Source organism: Clostridium sp. HCP1S3_C6, from assembly GCF_052066735.1.
In the GTDB taxonomy this organism is placed as follows: Bacteria; Bacillota; Clostridia; order Clostridiales; family Clostridiaceae; genus Clostridium.
Genome location: NZ_JBQHRN010000005.1, coordinates 52,382 through 73,486, shown reverse-complemented (window position 1 = coordinate 73,486; position 21,105 = coordinate 52,382). Strand labels below are relative to the sequence as shown.

The window sequence follows — 21,105 nt, the reverse complement described above, 5'->3', positions numbered from 1 at the left end:
AGTGAAGGATTGAGCAAGCTCAATCCTTTTATTTTTTAATTAAAAGATATACACTATTAATAAAAGCTATTACTCCAGAAAAGAATATTACAATAAGCCATTTTGCAAAATTTAGTGGTACTGTATGAAATATAGCTCCCAAAAATGGTATATAAAGAATTAAGCATAACATAATTATTGAAACAGTAACTGCTCCTACTAAATATTTATTAGTAAATAATTTAATTTCAAATATAGAATGATTTTCAGATCTGCATTCAAATACATGAAAAAGTTGGCTCATAATAAGAGTAGCAAGTGAAATAGTCCTACAAGTTTCAAGATCCATTCTATAATATCTTCCTACCATAAATGCAAGAAGTGTACATATTCCAATTAACGAACCCCTGATTACTATCTTTTCAACAAGGCCTCGTGCAAAAATACTTTCACTTTTATTTCTAGGCTGCTGTCTCATTATATCATTATCTGCAGGATCTACACCAAGTGCTAGTGCTGGCAATCCATCTGTAGCAAGATTTACAAACAAAATTTGAATTGGTGTTAAAGGATTTGGCATTGTAAAAATTGATGCTAAAAACATAGTTAATACTTCACCTAAATTACATGATAAAAGATATCTTATAAATTTTCTTATATTATCATATATAATTCTACCCTCTTCTACTGCTGAAACTATGGTACTAAAATTATCATCCATAAGTATCATAGATGATGCTTCTTTTGTAACATCTGTACCTGTAAGTCCCATAGATATTCCAATATCAGCCTCCTTTATAGCAGGTGCATCATTTACACCATCGCCAGTCATAGCAACTACATTATTATTTCTTTTAAATGCTTTTACTATTCTAAGTTTATGATCTGGTGAAACTCTTGCAAAAACACTAATTTTATTTACTTTATCCGTAAGGTCACCATCATTTATTTTTTCTAATTCTTCTCCAGTAATAACTTGATTTTTGCTATTACATATGCCTAAATCCTTTGCTATAGCAAGGGATGTATTTTTATGATCTCCAGTAATCATAACTGGTTTTATACCTGCTAGCTTGCATTTTCTAACAGCTTCTCTAGCTTCTTTCCTTGGAGGATCAATACTTCCTGCTACCCCTATAAATATTAAATCACTTTCTAAAATTTTGCTATCTTTTGATAATTTTTCAAGCTTATATGATGCTGCTATGCATCTTAGAGCTCTGCCACTCATTGCTTCAATAAATGTTTCAATTTGTTTTTTCTTCTGGTATGTTAATTTTTTTACCATTCCATTTTCTAATATATATGAAGATTTAGCTAGTACCTTTTCTGGTGCCCCCTTTACATAACCAGCTATCTTATTATTAGAATCTTTTACTACAACAGACATCATTTTTCTATTTGAATCAAAAGGTATATCATATTCTCTTTTAATATTTTCAGTAAAGCTTTTTATATGCTCAGGGGTATTAAAAAACAATCTTATAAGAGCAACCTCTGTTGGATCTCCTAAAACTGCCTTATTAATATTTTTTGTTGTAAAATCATAATTACAGTCATTACAATATACTAATGATTTTTTCATCATTTTGTATGTTTCATTTTTTTGTAATTTACTATCTTTTAAATCCCCATCTATAGGATATATTTGTCCATCAATAAAAATTTCTTTTACAGTCATTTTATTTTGTGTAAGTGTTCCTGTTTTATCAGAACAAATTACTGAAGTACATCCTAATGTTTCAACTGCAGGAAGCTTCCTTATAAGTGCATTCCTTTTAAGCATTCTAGATACTCCAAGAGCTAATGATACTGTTACAATGGCAGCAAGTCCCTCTGGAATAGCCGCAACAGCAAGACTTACCCCAAGTAAAAACATCTCACCAATATCATTGCCTCTTAATATGCCTAAAATAGTCACTAATGCACAAATTATAAGACACATAAAAACAAGTATTTTCCCTAAATGTTCTAAACGCTGCTTTAAGGGTGATTTTTCTTCTTTTATAGTACCTAAAAGTTCTGCTATTTTTCCCATCTCAGTTTTCATTCCAATTTTTGAGACCTTAAATAATCCTTTTCCCTTAAGTATTATTGTCCCCATAAATCCACTATCATTTACATCTTTGTTAACCCCTACCGATTCTCCTGTTAAAAGAGATTCATCTACAACTATTGATGAAAGTTCTAAAAATTTTCCATCAGCCGGTATTCTATCACCAGCCTCTAATATAACAACATCACCTATAGTTAAATATGAAGAATTTATAACCTGAAGTTTATTATCTCTATAAACCTTACATGTTGGAGCAGCTAACTGCTTTAAGGCCTCTAATGATTTTTCTGTTCTAAACTCCTGAATAAAACCAAGTATTGCATTTACAATAACTATTATTATTATTGTAATTGCATCTGCAGTATCCCCCATAAATCCTGATATTATTGTTGCAGCAATTAATACCCATACCATAAAATCATTAAATTGTGATAAAAATATAAATAGTGGCGAAATTTTTTTTCCATGCTCTAATTCATTTAATCCAAATTCCTTAAGTAATTTTTCAGCTTCTTTTGTGGAAAGCCCTATTTTCACCATTTCCTGCTTCACATTTTTTCCTCCTTAATTAATGGCTTTATAGATTATATGAATTCATTTAACCTTTTATACTTTGTAAATATCATGGGCAATTTGTCTATATTATGTTTACATTTACTTCATTTAGAATTAAAATATAATAAGTAATAAATTAATATAAATAAGTATTTTCAATGCAAATACTTAATAATTAAGGAGGAAATATTTTGAAAAACGTCATTTATGTAACTGGGCATAAAAATCCAGATTCAGATTCTGTATGTGCAGCTTACGGTTATGCAGAATTTAAAAACAAAATCGATGGAACTGTTCCTGCAACTCCAGTTAGACTTGGAAACTTAAATCGTGAAACAGAATATATTTTTAACCACTTTAAAGCTACTGTTCCAGAATATCTTGAAACAGTAAAGCTAAAAGTTGGTGATTTAGATATTGATAATATAAAAGCTGTTTCACCTGATATATCACTAAAAAAAGCATGGCATGTTATGAAAGACAGAAATGTAAAATCACTTCCTGTATGTGATAACAATGACCACTTAGTTGGTATAATTACTGTTTCTAACTTAACTTCATCTTACATGGATATTTGGGATAATGTAATACTTTCAAAAAGTAATACTACACTAGATAATATTATAGAAACATTATCTGCGAAGGAAATTTACAGAGCTTCTGAAAATCCTAAATTTCCTGGTAAAATTACTGTAGTTGCAATGCAACCAGATACTATGAAGGGTATTGTAGATGAAGGTGATATTGCTATTGTTGGTGATAGAGAAGAAAGCCAAGAAGCATTAATGAATGAAAAAGTTTCATTAATAATAATTACTGGTTCACATACTTTATCAGACAATCTTTTAGATAAAGCAAAAAAACAAGGTGTAAATGTTATAAGTACTCCACATGATTCTTTTACAGCTTCAAGACTTATAGTACAAAGTATTCCTGTATCATATGTTATGACAAAGGAAAATCTAGTATCATTTTCTGTATCTGAATTAGTTGAAGATATAAAAGATACTATGATAGAAACAAGATATAGTTCTTATCCTGTAACAGATTTAGACGGAAAGGTTATTGGTACTATATCTAGATATCATTTAATATCTAATAAAAAGAAGAAATTAATTCAAGTAGACCACAATGAAAGAGGTCAATCAGTTGATGGTATTGAAGAAGCTGACGTACTTGAAATTATAGATCACCACAGAGTTGCAGATATTCAAACTGGTAACCCAATCTACTTCAGAAATGAACCTTTAGGAAGCAGTTCAACAATTGTTGCTAAATGCTTCTTTGAAAATGGAATAAGACCATCTAAAGAGGCTGCTGGACTACTATGTGGTGCAATAATTTCTGATACATTATTATTTAGAAGTCCAACTTGCACTGATCAAGATAAACATATATGCAAAAAATTAGCTGATATAGCTGGAATTTCAAGCATAGATGATTTTGCAAAGGAAATGTTTAAAGCTGGAACTTCACTTCAAGGAAAAACTGTAGAAGAAATATTCAATCAAGATTTTAAACCATTTAACATATGCAATACAAAAATAGGTGTTGCTCAAGTTAATACAATGGATATAGAAGGATTTATGCCTTTAAAAGAAGAAATGCTTGATTACATGAATGAAAAAGCTTCAAAAGAAGGATATGATATGTTATTACTTCTATTAACTGATATACTTACTGAAGGTTCTCAAATATTAACAGTAGGTGATACATCTATTGTAGAAGAAACATTCAATGTTAAACTACAAGATGAAACAGCCTTCTTACCAGGAGTACTTTCAAGAAAGAAACAAGTAATTCCACCAATTACTAACGTTATTAATAACAGATAATTAACAAATAAAAACAAAATTATCCACAGAATTTCAAAATAACTACTATTTTTGATAATTCTGTGGATATTTTTTTAATTAAAATTTTTGCCACATAAGGAGCAAAAATATCCTAAATTCTAAATTATTAATTATCTTCTCATACTATTTATCATGCCCCACATTTCATCTGATGTCTGCATGCATTTAGATACTAATTGGAATGTTCTTTGAGCTACAATCATATTAACCATTTCTTCACCCATATCAACATTAGAACCTTCTAAAAATCCTTGTTCTATATTATAATCATTAGATTCCCTTACTTGGACTCCATCTGCAGCTACAAATAAATTATCTCCTATTGATTTAAAGGCATTATCACCTGTTGCTGTATATATATTAAGTTTTCCTATTTCAACAGATGTATTATTCTCATTCATATATATAGTTCCATCTTGACCTACAATAAAATTATTATCATTTAATACTGTATTATTGTATGATCTTCCATTTGCAAATTCTATTTCTACTCTATTACCATAAGAATCTACAAGCTGGCCATTTGAATCAATTACAAATGATCCATCTCTTGTATATGCTTCTGTACCATCAGATTTAAAAACCTTAAAGTATCCTTCACCATCTATTGTTAAATTAGTTGAAACACCTGTAGTTACTAAATTACCAACGCTATTGTCTCTATAAACATCGCTAGTTCTTGTACCAATTCCCATAGTAGCATCTTTATCGTAAATAGGATAACCTTTTCTATCTAAAGATTCCTGATATAAATCCTTAAAACCTACAGTCATCTTTTTATATCCATATGTAGATGAATTAGCTAAATTGTTACTTATAATATCAAGCCTTTCCTGTTGGGCATTCATTCCTGTTTTACTTGTCATTATTGACCTTATCATAATATCCTCTCCTTATTATCTAACAGAACCAACTTCATTAGCAGTTTTACTTAATGTTTCGTCTAGCATTGTTAATACCTTTTGATTTGTTTCAAAATTTCTCATAACTGATATCATATCAACCATTTCATCAGTAACATTAACATTTGATGCTTCAAGATATCCTTGTCTTACATCAACCTGTGCATTATATATTGGATTTTGTCCTGTATAATAATTATCTCCCATTTTTTGAAGACTTTGATAATCCTCAAAATCTGCAGTAAGAAGCTTACTAGTAGCTTGACCATTAACTACTACATTTTTATCTTCATCTAACGTAAACTGAGAATTTCCAACAAATATAGGCTCTTTTGCACCTGTAACATTATTGATTCCCAAAACTCTGTCTCCAGTTGTTGTTACAAGATATCCATCATTTGCTACAGCAAAATTTCCATCTCTTGTATAAACTTCCTGGTTTCCAGCCTGAACAGCTATGAAACCTCTTCCATTTATACCAAAATCCCATGTTCTGTTAGTCTGCTGTAAATTTCCTTGAGTAAATTTATTGTATACAGTATCTATTTTTGTTCCAAGGCTTATTGTACCTAGCTTTTGAGTTACATTTCTTTTACCTTGAATTTTATCTTTATTTTGAATCATAACTTCTTTAAAGCTTTTTGTTAAAAGATCTTCTGCCTTATAACCTGTTGTAGTAGAGTTAGACATATTATTAGTTATTGTATTTTGTTTATTTTCAAGTGCTATCATACTTGAAACTGATGTGTAGATACTTCTTAACATTTATTACTCATTCCCCTCATTACTTATTTTACTTTCATCTTTATATATCATACCCAAATCAAGAGCTTTCTTTTCTATTTCAGCATTACTCATTGAATTTTCAACTTTATATGAAATCATGCCCGCTACACCAATTAAAATACCAATTCCTATACCTAGAAGTATTCTAGTATCTAAAAGATATAATAAAACTCCTTTTAATTTTTGTTTAATAATCCCTTTACTAATAATATCTCCCCCTTTCCTACATGAAGCTTTTCGCATATTTCTTCATCACTTAACCCTTGTTTTATTAATTTCTTTATTCTTTGAGTCTTACTATCTAGGGAAATATCATTAATTACACCTTCATATTCATTATCATTTTTCTTAATGTGTTTTTTATTGTTAAAGTTTGAATTAGTTATTTTTTTATGGAGTGTTTCTGAAAAATCACTTTCATTTTTTTGTTTTTGATCACTTTCTTTATTATTTGTATTATCCTTTACTATTTCATCTAAATCATCATTTATTACTTTATTTATTGTTTTAGCTTTTGATTTTTTTATATTGTTATTTTTTTGCTCAATTAAATCAATTCTTTCATTAACCTTAATAATTTCCTTTTGAATTTCAGTTAAACTTTCAGCTACATCTTTTCTAATTTGTCCTATCTGTAATTTATCGTCTGTAAAATCAATATTCTTAAGTTTACTCTGAAATTCACTATCTTTATTTATTTTTAACCTATTTCCATTATCTATGTATTCTTTTAAGGACAATTCCTTATTCCCAAACTTAACATTTACAAAAATAAGTATACATGCCACAACAACCAATATAATTGGTACCACTAAAAATCACAACCTTTATATGTAATTAAGCTCTTTCATTTTTTCTCTTAAATTTCTAATAGCTCTACTGTGAAGTTGGCATACTCTAGATTCTGATACTTCAAGAACCTTACCTATTTCTTTTAAAGTTAGTCTTTCATAATAATATAAATTAAGAACAATTCTATCCTTTTCCTTTAACTTACTTATTGCATCAGATAAATTACTTATTTTTTCTTTATTTTCAAAAGTTTGCTCTGGACTTGGACTTTGTTTGTCTTCTATAACACCCATAACATTCATATCATCATCATCAGAAAAAATAATGTCATCTAAGGATACTATTGAAATATAATTAATATAATTTTCAATTTCAGCAACATCTGCCACTGTCACATTAAGCTGCTGTGCAATTTCTTCATTAGTTGGTTCTCTAAATAATTTATTTTGTAAAATTTCAACAGCTTTATTATACTTGTTAAGTTTATCCATAGCACCCTTTGATATAGGCCTTGCTCTTCTTATTTCATCAATTATTGCTCCCTTTATTCTAATAGATGCATATGAAGAAAACTTAATACCTTTACTTTCATCATATTTTGTTATAGCATCCATAAGTCCAATAAGTCCATAGCTTACTAAATCATCATAATCCATATACTTATTTTTACCAAGACTAACTCTAGAAGCAATATATTTTACAAGGGGTGTATATTCCTCTATTATATGCTCCTTCCCTTTAAATCCTTGTAGCGTTTCCATAAAACCTCTTCTCCTTCCTCTAAGTAAATAAATAAATACTTTTTACATTATTGTAGTTTGCTTTCTAAGTTCAATAAATATCTTAGCAATTATTCTATCCCTTATTCTTTCTGTAAGGTGAATAAACTCAATACCACAAACATTTTCTTTCATTTCATTTACAACTACCCTTACAACTTTTCCTTCTAATTGAAAGCTCTCATTTCCAAGAACTAATCCAATTTGAAGCTTATCTCCCAATTTAACCTTTTCTTTTATAACAAGTTTCATTCCACCACCACTTAAATCAAGTATCATAGCTTTTGTCCAAGCAGTGTGTTCAGTTTTATAAAATGTATAATCTAAAAGACTTATTCTAACAAAATCTCTTCTTTCTATTTTCTTTTTCATAGTTGGAATAGTAATTCTATAAAAAGGTTTTCCATCTTCCATTATTCTATTTATAATTTCAGATTGAAGTATATAATAGCCACCTTCCTTTACAATTCCAAGTTCAATTTCTGCTCCATCTTCTAATGTAAGATATTCCCCTTCTCCAAGTGGAAGATTTATTACATAATAATCCTCTTGTATATCTTGAATAGTACTTTTATATGTTAAATCCTCATAATTTAAAACCACATTATCATTTATATTTAACTTCATAACCATTAACTCTCCCCCTCACGAAAAAACTTCAAATATTTTACTAAATAACCCTTTTGCTCCACCATATTTTTTTGCTGTATAATTTTCTGTTTCTCCTAAAATCTTATTACAAATATTTTTAATTGATTTACTTGCATCAGAATTTGGATAATTAATTGTTACTGGAATTTGACTTCTAACACTTTCAATTAACTTTCTATCATCTAATATACATCCAAGATAAAATACATCAAATTGTAAAAATTTATCAACAGCTTTTTTAAATTTATTATATGTTAATTCTCCTTCCTTTAAATCAAATACTTTATTAACAACTATATTAGCTTTGTCCTTTAGTCCAAAATGTTCAGCAGCTTTAACAAGACTATAAGCATCTGTTAATGAAGTTGGTTCTGGCGTTGTTAAAATAATTAAATCTTCGCTACATGATATAAAAGCAAGTACACTTCTATTTATTCCAGCGCCAGTATCCATAAGTATATAGTCAAAACCATTTAACCCTTCTATTTTATCTAAAAATATACTTCTTTCTTCCTCTGACAAATCTTCTATTCTATTTAATCCAGACCCTCCAGCAAGAAGATATATTCCTTCAGGTCCTTCTTCTATAATATCTTCTATTTCCTTTCCTTCTAATATATCAAAAACTGAGAACTTGGGAAAAACACCCATTAATACATCATCATTTCCCATGCCAATATCAGCATCAAAAACTAATACTTTTTTTCCCTTTTTAGAAAGTAATATTGCAAGATTTATAACAAAATTACTTTTCCCTACTCCACCTTTTCCAGATGTTACAGTAATAATTTTTGTTTTATTACTACTAATATTTAAAGTTTCATCTTTAGTATCTTCTCTATTTCCTGCCATCATTCGTCTTAAGGCTTCTGCTTGATCTAACATACAGATTCCTCCCCAAACACAAGTTTTATAGCTTCATCTTTTGAAAAATCTTTTATGTCATCTGGAACATTTTGACCTGTTGTAACATATCTTATAGGTTTATTAGCAATTCTTGATATATTATATATTGATCCATAGACACTAGTTTCATCTAATTTTGTTATAATTACTTTATCATAATTAAGTATTCGATAACCTTCTAATATAGTTTTTATATCTTTATTTTTAGTTGTTGCACTTATAACTATATTTATACTTGTAGCATTAGCTTTATCAACAAATGCTCTAAGTTCTGATATCTGCATTTTATTTTTGCTGCTTCTTCCTGTAGTATCAATTAATACCACATCACAATCTTTCATTTTTTTAATAGCAGCTTCCATTTCTTTTATTGTTATTACAACTTCAAAAGGAATATTCATTATTTCTGCATATGTTTTTAACTGTTCAACAGCTCCAATTCTATATGTATCTACAGTAATTAATCCTACTTTTTTCTTTTTAACTAAAGATAAATTTCCTGCAAGTTTTGCTATTGTAGTAGTTTTTCCAACACCAGTTGGTCCTACTAAAACAACATTTCCATTTAAATCATCATTAGATGACTTTATGTCCCTTGACATAATATCTCTAAGCTTAGAAACATCAAAATCTCCTTTTAGTTTTTCATTAAATTCATCATAAAATTGCATATCTATATCTGAATTACTTAAAAATTCTAAAAGTTCATCTTTGGAATCTTTAGTAGTATTTTTCATAACAGCTTTTAACATATCTTTCATTTCTTTTACTTCAGATTCAATTTCACTTTTCTTTTGTTCATTATTATCTACCACAGCTTGCTTATTTCTTTTATTTTCTATTTCCTTGTTCATAAGGTTTTTTAAATCATTTATGGATTTATCCATATTGTAATCAGCTGAAGTACCTTTTCTTGAATATGAATTATTTGAAGCATGTATGCTAGTGCTTTTTACTTTACTATTTCTATCAATTGATGAATTTTCTACTGCTGCTGTAACCTCAAGTTGTCTTTTTGAAAAAATGCCCTTAATTCCTGGTTTTTTTATTTTTCTTTGACTTATTATAACAGCATCTTTTCCTAGTTCATATCTTATTCTAGTAAGTGCTTCATTCATATTATTTACTGTATATTTTTTAATTAACATTATAAACTTACAACCCCTTCTGCCCTAATTTCTACATCATTTGGGATTTCATTTAATGATACAACCATTAAATGAGGAAAAGCCATTTCACATAATTTTCTAAAAGCAGGTCTTATATTAGGTGATACAAGAACTACTGGTTGATTGTTATAGAAGCTTACTGAATCAATAGTTTCTCTTAAATTTTTAAATATAATAGTTGTCTTGTCAGGATCAATTGCTGGGAATGAACCTTGCATAGACTTTTGAATATTAGATGCAATAAGTTCTTCAAGTTCAGGAGCAAGTGTTACTACTGTAACTGTCCTATCATCATCTATTATTGTGTTACATATTGTTCTTGAAAGAGCAAATCTAACATATTCAGTTAACAATTCTATATCTTTTGTTGTTCTTGAATTATCAGCAAGTGATTCTAGTATTGTAACCATATCTTTTATTGGTACTTTTTCTTTTAATAAATTTTGTAGTACTTTTTGAACTTCACCAATTGTTAATAAATCTGGAATAAGTTCATCAACAACTGCTGAATATTTTTCTTTCATGTTATCTATTATATTTTTAACTTCCTGTCTTCCTAACAATTCGTAAGAATGAGCCTTAATTGTTTCAGTTAAATGTGTAACCATAACAGTAACAGGGTCAACTACTGTTAATCCTTTAATTTCAGCTTCTTCTCTTTGATCTTTATTTATCCAAACTGCTGGGAGTTCAAATGTTGGTTCTATTGTTTTTATTCCTGGTATATCTGAATTTTCTCCAGTTGGATCCATACAAAGAAGCATATTTGCCATAAGCTCTGCTGAAGCAACAACTGTACCTCTTATTTTAATAACATATTCATTAGTTTTTAGTTGAAGATTATCTCTTATTCTAATAGGTTGAACTACAATACCCATTTCAATAGCACACTGCCTTCTAACAGATGCGATTCTTTGAAGTAAGTCACCACCAGATGATTCATCTGCAAGAGGAATAAGTCCATAACCAATTTCTACTTCCATTGGTTCTACTGAAATAAGATTCATAACATTTTCAGGTTCTTTCTTTTCAAGTTCAACAGCCTCTTCTTCTTCCATAACAGCACTTAATTCTTTCTTTTTGCTTTCATCTTTTATTAAAAGATATGCAAGAACTCCTGTAGCAACTGCTGCTGCAAAGAAAGGTACTTTAGGAAGTCCTGGAATAATAGCCAAAAATGTCATTACTGCACTAGCTATTCCACATACAACTGGGAATCCTGTAAGTTGTTCTGCAAAGGTTTTACCAAAATTCTCTTCACTTCCTGATCTAGTAACAAGTATACCTGCTGATGTAGATATAAGAAGTGCTGGTATTTGTCCAACTAATCCATCACCTACTGTAAGTCTAGTGTATGTTTGTGCAGCTTCGCCTATAGACATATCTTTTGATAGTACACCAATTACTATACCTGCAACAATATTTATAATTGTAATTATAATACCTGCTATAGCATCACCTTTTACAAACTTAGACGCACCATCCATAGCTCCATAAAAGTCAGTTTCATGTTGAAGATCTTTTCTTCTTTTTTTAGCAGTAGCTTCATCAATAAGTCCTGAATTCAAGTCTGCATCTATACTCATTTGCTTACCTGGCATAGCATCTAAGGTAAATCTAGCAGATACTTCTGATACTCTTCCAGAACCATTTGTAATAACAAGGAACTGAACTATCTCTATAATAAGGAATATTATAATTCCAACTACATAATTTCCATTAACAACAAATTCACCAAATGCTTCTATAATTTGTCCTGCACTTGCCTCTGTCAGTATAAGTCTTGTTGATGAAATATTTAATGCTAATCTAAACAATGTAGTTACTAGCAAAAGCGTTGGAAATACTGAAAATTGTAATACACTAGTTGTAAACATAGTTATTAAAATTATAATTATTGATAATGTAATATTAAGTGCTAACAAAATATCTAATAATGCTGATGGTAATGGAATTATTATCATCATAACAATTCCTATTACTGCAAAAGCAACAACTATATCTAGATTTGCCTTAACACTTAATTTTCTGTTATTTTCTAAGAGCATTAATTTTTCCTCCTAATTTAACATCCTTTTTTAACATATATTTTCAATACTAAGCCTATTTTTTCTCCATTATGTTTTTTTCTACAAAATATTTATATATTCCTCTATTTATCACTTAAACATTCCGTTAATTAATAATGAATAAATTGTTACAAAATTAATTAAAAATTTAAAACAATAAATAAAAATTAACAGGCTTAAATCTTTATTTATTTTTAAGTGTTATCTTAATTATTTGCTTCATTTCACTTTCTGTTCTTTATCACTTACAACTTCGATAATTAAGAATTAAGAATTAATAATTAATAATTCAGGACATTTTTACTCCTTCGTCGTAAAAATTTTAATTATATTAGGTATGGGTGGACAAGCTCAATATTTCAAGGCTTACACTAAATCCTATATAAAACCTAATTATACTAGTGCTTTGGGCTAGATTACAATAATTATTAATTATCTCCTATGGAGATTGGCTTTTAAGCAAAGCGTGAAAAGCCACTTAATTATTAATTCTTAATTTCGAATCTACATTTGCGGCCTAATTAAGAAATTAAGAATTAAGTCAGCCATCGCCATACGCTCGGCTTAATTAAGAATTATAGATTAATTAAGCCAAGCTCCATTGTGCTTGGCTTAATTAATGATTTAATTTATAAACAAATGCTAAAATTTCAGCTACAGCCTGATACATTTCCTGTGGCACTTCTTGATCTAATTCTACTTTGTCATAAAGCATTCTTGCAAGAGGTTTGTTTTCCATAATTGGCACATTATTTTCTCTTGCTATTTCCTTTATTTTAAGAGCAACTAAATCAGCACCCTTTGCAACAACCTTCGGTGCTTCCATCTCACCATCTACATATTTTAAAGCTACTGCAAAATGTGTAGGGTTTGTTATTACTACAGTTGCATCTGGTACACTAGCCATCATTCTTCGTTGAGAAATTTCCCTTTGCTTTTGTTTGATTTTTTGTTTTATTTTAGGATCTCCTTCCATTTGTTTATATTCTTCTTTAACTTCTTGCTTTGTCATTCTCATATCTTTCTTATAAAATTTACATTGCAAGAAATAATCAATAGCAGCTATAAGTATTAGTACTATCGTAATTTGAATAAATATACCATATACAATTTTAATAACAGCACCACCTAAAGATGGAAGATATGTATTACCAGTTTGCATAATATCATTAAAATTATCAAGTATATATTTGTAACCTAAATATCCTATAATAATTACTACTGCTAAGTTCTTTGCAAGATCTGCAAGACTTTTTTTAGAAAACATATTTTTAAATCCTGACAATGGATTCAATTTTTTTAAATTAGGCTTTAATGGTTCTGTCGTAAATAAAAATCTAGATTGAATTAATCCTGCTGCTACTGCTGAAACCATTATAGGCACTGCAAAGGTTAAAAAACATATAGCACAGGTTTTTATAATAATAAAAGCTAATCCTTTTAAAGATTCATAATCTAAATTAATTCTTATACCTGTATTTAAAAAATAAACAAGCATTTCTTTTAAATTTTCGCCTATTATTCCTGAAAGAGTCATTAAAACCAATGTACATACAAGCATACTAAAAGCTATAGCAACATCTTTACTTCTTGGTATTTGACCTTTTTTTCTTGCATCATTTAATTTTTTATCAGTTGGTTCTTCTGTTTTGTCACCATCGTCTGCAAAAATTAATGCAAGAGGTGCTGCCGATATTAAATTAATAATTTTTGTAAAAGCATCAGGTATACTATTGATACCATAATTTATAGTTTTTATCATAATAGGCATCAAAAATATAAATGATATAATTCCTATAAGCATTTTTACAGGCATACCTAATATCATAACATTTATTTGAGGCACTGTTCTTGATATAAGTGCCATACAAAGGTCTGCTAGTAATATTATAAGAATCATTGGTATAGCTATTTTAACGCCTAATAAAAAATAGTTAGAAAAAATATTTACAATAGTCCAAAAAGATTTATCTATATTAATGCCACTTCCAATAGGAAGAATAGTAAAGCTATTTACAAGATATTTTATTAATAAATGATGTCCATCTATAAGAAAAAATACTACCATGGAAATATAATAAACAATATTCTCCATCATAGTAACATTTGTTCCAGAAGTTGGATCCATAACATTCATCATTGCAAAGCCCATATGCATATCCATATATGCACCTGCAACCTTTGCTGCTTGAAATATTAAATCTGCAATAAATCCAAGAGCTAATCCACTTAAAACTTCATTTACCATATAAGAAATAAGCATAAAAGCACCATTTATTTCTGCCATGCTACTATAATCCATTGAATTTACTGCACAATATGACATTATAAGCCCAAGGGCTGCTTTTAATATAATAGGGGTGCCTGCAGGATAAAAAACTTTTACTACTGCAAAAAATGATGTTATCCTTAAAAAAATTAACATTACTACTAGAAAGTAAGTTGTATCTATCAAAAAACTCACCCCTAAGTTGATACTTTAATTATTAATTCAAAAATTCTCTCTGTAAATTCTACTAGAGATCTAAGCATCCATGTACCACAAAAAAGTCCTACTGCTGCACCACCTAAAATCTTAGGTACAAATGTTAATGTCTGTTCCTGTATTTGAGTAGTTGCCTGTAATATACTTATTACAAGACCAATAACTATTGCTGTTACAAGAATTGGGGCAGAAACCTTAACTGCAGTAACTAATGCATCTTTCATAACTGATATTAATAATGTTTCGCTCATTTTTACCTCCTATATTTAACCAAAACTTAAAACAAGTGACTTTACAAGTAAGTACCATCCATCTACCATTACAAATAATAATAATTTAAATGGCATTGAAACCATTGCTGGCGGTAACATCATCATACCCATTGACATAAGTACACTACCAACTACAAGATCAATAACTATAAATGGAAGATACAATAAAAATCCTATTTGAAATGCTGTTTTAAGCTCACTTATTGCAAAAGCTGGAGCTAAAATATGAAATGGAAGATTATTCTCATCTAAATTTGAAACATCTTCATTTGATAATTCAACAAAAAGTTCAACATCTTTCTTTCTTGTTTGTTTGCTCATAAACTCCTTTAATGGCTTGCCACCATCTTCAATAGCTTGTTCTTGAGTAATTTGACCATCTAAATATGGCTGTATTCCTTTTTCATTCATTTGATTAAATACTGGAAACATTATAAACATTGTTAAAAATAATGATAATCCAATTAATATTTGATTAGGTATTGACTGTTGAGCACCTAATGCATTTTTTAAAAATGAAAAAACAACTACAATTCTAGTAAAACAAGTAAACATTATTAATATTGAAGGTAATAATGTTAAAATTGTTAACAATATTAAAAGCTTAATATTTGATACATAACTTTGTGGTGATCCATCAGTATTTGAACCAACCTGAACATTTACATTTGGGATTTGTATATCATCTGCAAAGGCAATTATTCCAAATAAACCTACTAAAAATAAAGTTAATAAGAGTACCAGTCCAATTTTCTTTTTATATTTTTTCATACTTATCTTCCTTTAACTTTCTTTTTTTATCTACATTTTTCTTAAAATCTCTAGTTTTATCCTTTACTGTTTCCATAACTTTATCTACAGTTTTTGTCATATCCTCTATAGATTCTCTCTTTTCCTTCTCAATTTTTAAAACTTCTTCTAATGTTATTTCTTCTAAAACTTCTGTTTTGTTTTGAGAAACAGACATTATTAAACCCTTGTCCCCTATTTTTACAATTGCAATAAAAGAATCCTTACCAAGTTGCACTTTATCTACAACCTTCATGTACCTTTTTCCATTAATCTTATCAATGCTTTTGTTACCAAGCCTTAGTGAAAGCATCATAAGAAAAATAACTACTACAAGTGCAAAAATTAGTTTAATAAACATAAATAGAAAATCCATTTATCTCATCCTTATATTTTTTATTTTCATTTTACTTTTTCCTAAACATATTTTAACATATTTTAAAAATTTTCAACATAGTTTTTAACTATTGTACTAATATTCCACTTGGGAAATATACATTTACAATTTTCCCTTTAACCATTATTTTATTTAATTCCTCAACTAATTCTCTTTTTAAATTTTCTTCATTTGATGCATCAAAATCTGCTGCTTTTCTTGACTTTAAAAAGAATGTAATTTTATCATTAATTTCAGGAGTCTTAGCAGTTATTTCTTCTGCAGCCTTTGAATCTTTTTCATCATATGAAATTGTAACAGAAGTTTTTACATATCTTGGAGTACCTTCATCACTTAAATTTACTGTTAAATCCTTTAATGCTTCAACTTTAATTTCAGTAATTGGTTTAGGTTCTTGACTTGATTTATACATACTATATCCAGCAAAGGCCCCGCCTCCACCTACTGCTAATAATAATACTACAATAACAAGTATTTTTATTATGCCACCCTTTCCTTTTTTTTCTTCTTTTGCTCCTACATCTTTTTTTTCTTCTTTATCTGCCATCATTAACTCCCTCCTTACTATCTCCAGCTATTAAAATATTTACCCTTCTATTTTTAGTTTTATTTTCTTCAGATACATTAGGATATATTGGTCGTGTATCACCATATGCTGCTGCACTAAATCTTGAAGGAGCTTGTCCCTTTATTTCAATAAAATATCTAACAACTCTTGAAGCTCTTGCTGATGATAATTCCCAATTGGATTGAAATTCAAATGTACTAATTGGATCATTGTCTGTATGACCTTCTACTATTATTGAATTAGGCATTGTAGATATTATATTATTTATAGTATCTAAAACATTTTGTGCATCTAGCTTTATGTCTGCACTTCCTTTTTCAAATAATACAGTATCCTTAAGCTGTATCATAACTCCTCTTTCGTTTTGAGTAATTGAAACTTGATCTGATAAATTATTTGCATTTATATATTGTTGAAGATCCTCATAAGTCTTAACACCTTTACCTTCTGAATCCTCTACTGCAACATCTTCTGATTCTCCACCTATAAGTGGAACTTTACCTTGATACTTGTCAAATTCAAGCATTGAATCAGCAGCTTGCCCAGTCATAACAGTATTTAAAGCCTGAGATACTGCTTTTAATTTCTCAGAATCAACAGATGATAGTGAGTAAAGCAAAACAAAGAATGTTAAAAGAAGTGTAACTGTATCTGAATATGTACCTAACCAATCTGGTACATCTATTTCTCTTCTTTCTTTCGCCATGCTTATGCAACTCCTTCAGCATTTTCAGTATTACTATTTAAATATTCTTCTCTTTCTTTAGGATCTAAATATGTAATTAACTTTTCTTCAACAATTCTTGGATTTACTCCTGATTGAATTGCTAATATTCCTTCAAGTTTCATTTCTCTTTCTTTAACTTCTAATGCACTTTTTCTTTGAAGATTTGCTGCAACTGGGTTACAGAATAAATTTGATAAAAGCGAACCATAAAATGTTGTAATTAATGCTTTACCCATACCACTTGCTATAGCACTAGCATCGGAAAAGTTACTTGCAAGCATTTGAATAAGTCCTATAAGTGTACCAAGCATACCAAAAGCTGGGCAATAACCACCCCATGTTGCAAACATTGATGCATTACTAAAATGTCTTTCATCCATTTCAGTAATTTCAAGTTCTAATATTTCTTTAATTGTTTCAGGCTCTATACCATCTACAACCATTTGAAGACCTTTCTTTAAAAAATCATCATCAATTTTTGATATTTCATCTTCTAATGATAAAAGACCTTCTCTTCTAGCTCTTTTTGAAAGTTCTGAAAATTGAGAAATAACTTCTGAACTTGATGATTTATTTTCTTTAAAAGCTTGCATTAATATTTTTACAAACTTTTTCATATCATCCATTCTTACAGTAATAGCAAGTGCTGCAAATGAACCTCCAACTGTTATAAGTACAGAGGGTAAATCCCAGAACATTCCATATCCAGCATCATTTTTCATACCCCATATTATAAGGATAATACCACCTATTAGACCAATGGGTGTTAACAAATCTGATTTTTTCATTTTTCTTCCTCCTACAACTTATAAGTAAAGATTTTATTTTTATATCTTAATACTTTATCTTTAACTTCATCTATACTTTCAAGTACAATGTACTTCTTCCCATTAGTTAATGTAATAAGTGTTTCAGGAACCTCTTCAATCTTCTCAATATGATCGGCATTTAACGTAAACGGCTTATTATTCATAGCTGTTAAATCAATCATAGCTCTTCCCCCTTCATTTTATATAAATGAATTTATATAAATACAATTTTTTATCAAAGGAAAAGGTAATTAAGCTTATACTTAATTTGTTCTTTGCTATAACTAAACTTAATTTACTATATGTAAAAGCCTAATTACCTTCATTTAATTATTAATTCTTAATTCTTAATCCTTAATTCTTAATCCTTAATTCTTAATTATTAATTCTTAATTAATAACCCTATCTCTTAAGGTTTATAATATCTTGTAATATTTCATCACCAGTATTTATAGCTTTACTACTTGCCTGGAATGCTCTAGTTGCAATGATCATATCTGTAAATTGTTCTGCCAAGTCAACATTAGACATTTCAAGCATACCTTGAATTGTATCTCCGTAAGCTTTACTATTATCATCACCAGTTGTATTAAGACCAGATTTTATTATAGCATCACCAGAGTTAGCTGATGTAGTATAAAGGTTTCCTCCACTCTTTTCAAGACCTTCTGGATTCTTAAAGTTTGCCATAGCTATTTGTCCAAGTGCAGCCATTTTACCATTTTCAAGGTTTCCATATACAACACCTTCTTCAGAAATTGTATATGATGTAACTCTTAATTCATCACCAGTACCAGCCATTTTTACTTTGTCTGGAATTTTTAAACTCTTAAGTGATTCATCATAAGCACTTACTTTACCAGTTCCATCTACAAAATATACACTTCCATCTCTTCCTAAACTTTGAACTGATGTACCACCATCAACTTTATGTGATGCAGTATCTTTTATTTTTGGAACAGTACCTGTTATTGCAACATTTGTATTTACAAAACCTTTTAACCCAACAGCATTTTTTAATGCTGCAGCTAATTTAGTTATATCTGCCGCTCCATTTGCAAAATCACCATTTAAAGTTATTGTTTTAGCATCAGTATCAACACTTGCAGATTCCTTAGTACCTTCTGTTACTGTTCCAATTTTAACACTATATCCAACCATTTCCTTAGGTAATGTTAATGAAAGATCACTAAGTGATGCAGTTACATTATCACCACTAACTTTTTCTGGTAAAAGGTCTACTGATAAGGGGATTTTAAAATCTGTTTTAATTTCTCCAGAAGCTACAACTTGTTGTGATATACCTTTTGCTGTAAGAGCTTTATCTATAGCTGATTGTACTTGTGCAGTTTGAAGATTAGAGTTTGTGAAATCAGCATTTATTATTATTTTTTTATTATCTGTATCTACTGATGCTGATGCTGGTGTATCAGGTCCTATGTTTCCAAGTTCAATTGTATATCCATTAAGTTGAGTACCAGGTCCAAAAGAAAAACTTAATCCAATTGAAGTTAATGTAACATCGTCAGGCTTTTGAGAAGTTGCTACTTCTGAGTTACTATCATTTGTTAAAGAATAACCCATAACTCTATATCCTGAACTAGTTAAAAGATTTCCATCTCTATCTAATGTAAATGAACCATCTCTTGTATACATAAGCTTTGATCCAGATGATGCAAGGGAAGTAGAATCTATAGAGTGAGCTCCTGCTGCCTGTGATACTTGTATTGTATTATCACCTGTTACTGCAGGTCCTTGTGATACTATAAAAAATCCTGATTGGTCAATAGCCACATCTAAAGCTCTTGATGTAGATTGTAAATTTCCTTGAGTCATAATAGTATCTATACTTGCAAGCTGAACACCAAGTCCTACCTGACTTGCATTAGTACCACCTGTTTTAGTAGATGGTGCTGTTGCACTTGAAGAATTTTGTGATAACATATCTGCAAATTTAGTATTTGAATATTTAAAAGCTGTTGTACTTGAGTTTGCTATATTATTACCTACAACATCTAATTTTGTTTGGTTTACCTTCATTCCACTTATTCCTGAATACATTAATCTTGACATATTTATAACCTCCGATTTTTAAAAAAATAATTCTTAATACCTAACGTTCTATTTCCGTCATTCAATAGAACATAGCCTCCATCCTTGGTCCAGCTATTTTTTAAATTATCACTACACTGTCAATGTTAGTAAAAACATTGTCCTTAGCTCTGGATTTATCCACTGCTGTTATTACTGTTTTATTTTCTACACTAGTAACAAGAGCTACATCCTTGTATAAAAATAGTGAATTTTTAGACCCTTTATCTTCTGCAAGTTTAAACCCTTTTTCAATGTTATTCATATCATTTTCAGAAAAATTTATATCCTTTAGCCTTTCTGCTGCATGTTTTGATACAGTAAAACTTTTATTTTTAATTTTAGAATCTAATAAATCCTTAAAGCTTGTATTGTTTGATTTTTTTACATTTGGCAGATTGTTTTTATTTATATCTCCTATAGCACCTACAGGATATGCTCTGCCATTTATCATCCTATATCCCATA

20 protein-coding genes are annotated in these 21,105 nt (G+C 29.1%); 1 reads left to right on the top strand and 19 read right to left on the bottom strand.

Annotated features, from left to right (window positions below):
* Positions 1–28 precede the first annotated feature (28 nt).
* Positions 29–2,575 (bottom strand): calcium-translocating P-type ATPase, SERCA-type, encoded by a 2,547-nt coding sequence (locus ACTNAO_RS03205; protein WP_441025963.1) that lies wholly within the window; start codon positions 2,573–2,575, stop codon positions 29–31.
* A gap of 206 nt (positions 2,576–2,781) precedes the next feature.
* Between ACTNAO_RS03205 and ACTNAO_RS03200 the strand changes: the two genes are divergently transcribed.
* The gene (locus ACTNAO_RS03200) at positions 2,782–4,425 is read left to right on the top strand and encodes a putative manganese-dependent inorganic diphosphatase (protein ID WP_441025850.1); all 1,644 of its coding nucleotides are present in this window, start codon (positions 2,782–2,784) and stop codon (positions 4,423–4,425) included.
* 131 nt (positions 4,426–4,556) lie between these two features.
* On the opposite strand, the gene ACTNAO_RS03195 is transcribed toward ACTNAO_RS03200, so the two are convergent.
* The 18 genes from ACTNAO_RS03195 to ACTNAO_RS03110 all read right to left on the bottom strand — a co-directional run bounded on the left by ACTNAO_RS03195 (position 4,557) and on the right by ACTNAO_RS03110 (position 21,104).
* A complete protein-coding gene (locus ACTNAO_RS03195; RefSeq protein WP_441025848.1) occupies positions 4,557–5,327 on the bottom strand; it encodes a flagellar hook-basal body complex protein in 771 nt (256 codons plus the stop codon).
* Positions 5,328–5,342: 15 nt separating this feature from the next.
* Entirely contained in the window at positions 5,343–6,113 is a 771-nt protein-coding gene (locus tag ACTNAO_RS03190; protein WP_441025847.1) for a flagellar hook-basal body complex protein, read from the bottom strand.
* Positions 6,114–6,310: 197 nt separating this feature from the next.
* Positions 6,311–6,946 (bottom strand): hypothetical protein, encoded by a 636-nt coding sequence (locus ACTNAO_RS03185; protein WP_441025846.1) that lies wholly within the window; start codon positions 6,944–6,946, stop codon positions 6,311–6,313.
* 15 nt (positions 6,947–6,961) lie between these two features.
* Positions 6,962–7,687: a FliA/WhiG family RNA polymerase sigma factor gene (locus tag ACTNAO_RS03180; protein ID WP_441025844.1), complete on the bottom strand. Its 726-nt coding sequence runs from the start codon at positions 7,685–7,687 to the stop codon at positions 6,962–6,964.
* A gap of 42 nt (positions 7,688–7,729) precedes the next feature.
* Positions 7,730–8,338, bottom strand: coding sequence for a flagellar brake protein (locus tag ACTNAO_RS03175; RefSeq protein ID WP_441025842.1), 609 nt, complete (start codon positions 8,336–8,338; stop codon positions 7,730–7,732).
* 12 nt (positions 8,339–8,350) lie between these two features.
* On the bottom strand, positions 8,351–9,241 hold the full coding sequence (locus ACTNAO_RS03170; protein WP_441025840.1) for a MinD/ParA family protein: 891 nt from the start codon (positions 9,239–9,241) through the stop codon (positions 8,351–8,353).
* Entirely contained in the window at positions 9,235–10,410 is a 1,176-nt protein-coding gene (gene flhF / locus ACTNAO_RS03165; protein ID WP_441025838.1) for a flagellar biosynthesis protein FlhF, read from the bottom strand. Before flhF ends, ACTNAO_RS03170 begins: the two co-directional genes overlap by 7 nt.
* Entirely contained in the window at positions 10,410–12,479 is a 2,070-nt protein-coding gene (gene flhA, locus ACTNAO_RS03160) for a flagellar biosynthesis protein FlhA (RefSeq protein ID WP_441025836.1), read from the bottom strand. The genes flhF and flhA overlap by 1 nt, the downstream gene beginning before the upstream one ends.
* A 637-nt stretch (positions 12,480–13,116) precedes the next feature.
* Complete coding sequence (locus ACTNAO_RS03155; protein ID WP_441025834.1) at positions 13,117–14,955, bottom strand: fused FliR family export protein/FlhB family type III secretion system protein; 1,839 nt, start codon at positions 14,953–14,955, stop codon at positions 13,117–13,119.
* An 11-nt stretch (positions 14,956–14,966) separates the two neighbouring features.
* Entirely contained in the window at positions 14,967–15,236 is a 270-nt protein-coding gene (gene fliQ, locus ACTNAO_RS03150; RefSeq protein WP_441025832.1) for a flagellar biosynthesis protein FliQ, read from the bottom strand.
* Between the two features lie 15 nt (positions 15,237–15,251).
* Complete coding sequence (gene fliP / locus ACTNAO_RS03145) at positions 15,252–16,028, bottom strand: flagellar type III secretion system pore protein FliP (protein WP_441025829.1); 777 nt, start codon at positions 16,026–16,028, stop codon at positions 15,252–15,254.
* Positions 16,015–16,407 carry a flagellar biosynthetic protein FliO gene (locus tag ACTNAO_RS03140; protein ID WP_441048045.1) on the bottom strand — a complete coding sequence of 131 codons (393 nt, stop codon included), beginning with the start codon at positions 16,405–16,407 and terminating at the stop codon, positions 16,015–16,017. Before ACTNAO_RS03140 ends, fliP begins: the two co-directional genes overlap by 14 nt.
* 103 nt (positions 16,408–16,510) lie before the next feature.
* Positions 16,511–16,993, bottom strand: coding sequence for a flagellar basal body-associated FliL family protein (locus tag ACTNAO_RS03135; RefSeq protein ID WP_441025825.1), 483 nt, complete (start codon positions 16,991–16,993; stop codon positions 16,511–16,513).
* Positions 16,980–17,717 (bottom strand): OmpA family protein, encoded by a 738-nt coding sequence (locus ACTNAO_RS03130; protein ID WP_441025823.1) that lies wholly within the window; start codon positions 17,715–17,717, stop codon positions 16,980–16,982. The genes ACTNAO_RS03135 and ACTNAO_RS03130 overlap by 14 nt, the downstream gene beginning before the upstream one ends.
* Before the next feature lie 2 nt (positions 17,718–17,719).
* A complete protein-coding gene (locus ACTNAO_RS03125) occupies positions 17,720–18,526 on the bottom strand; it encodes a motility protein A (RefSeq protein ID WP_441025821.1) in 807 nt (268 codons plus the stop codon).
* A gap of 11 nt (positions 18,527–18,537) precedes the next feature.
* On the bottom strand, positions 18,538–18,729 hold the full coding sequence (locus ACTNAO_RS03120) for a flagellar FlbD family protein (protein ID WP_441025819.1): 192 nt from the start codon (positions 18,727–18,729) through the stop codon (positions 18,538–18,540).
* A 220-nt stretch (positions 18,730–18,949) separates the two neighbouring features.
* Positions 18,950–20,620 (bottom strand): flagellar hook protein FlgE, encoded by a 1,671-nt coding sequence (locus ACTNAO_RS03115; RefSeq protein WP_441025817.1) that lies wholly within the window; start codon positions 20,618–20,620, stop codon positions 18,950–18,952.
* A gap of 100 nt (positions 20,621–20,720) precedes the next feature.
* The gene (locus ACTNAO_RS03110; RefSeq protein ID WP_441025815.1) at positions 20,721–21,104 is read right to left on the bottom strand and encodes a TIGR02530 family flagellar biosynthesis protein; all 384 of its coding nucleotides are present in this window, start codon (positions 21,102–21,104) and stop codon (positions 20,721–20,723) included.
* Between the last annotated feature and the right edge of the window lies 1 nt (position 21,105).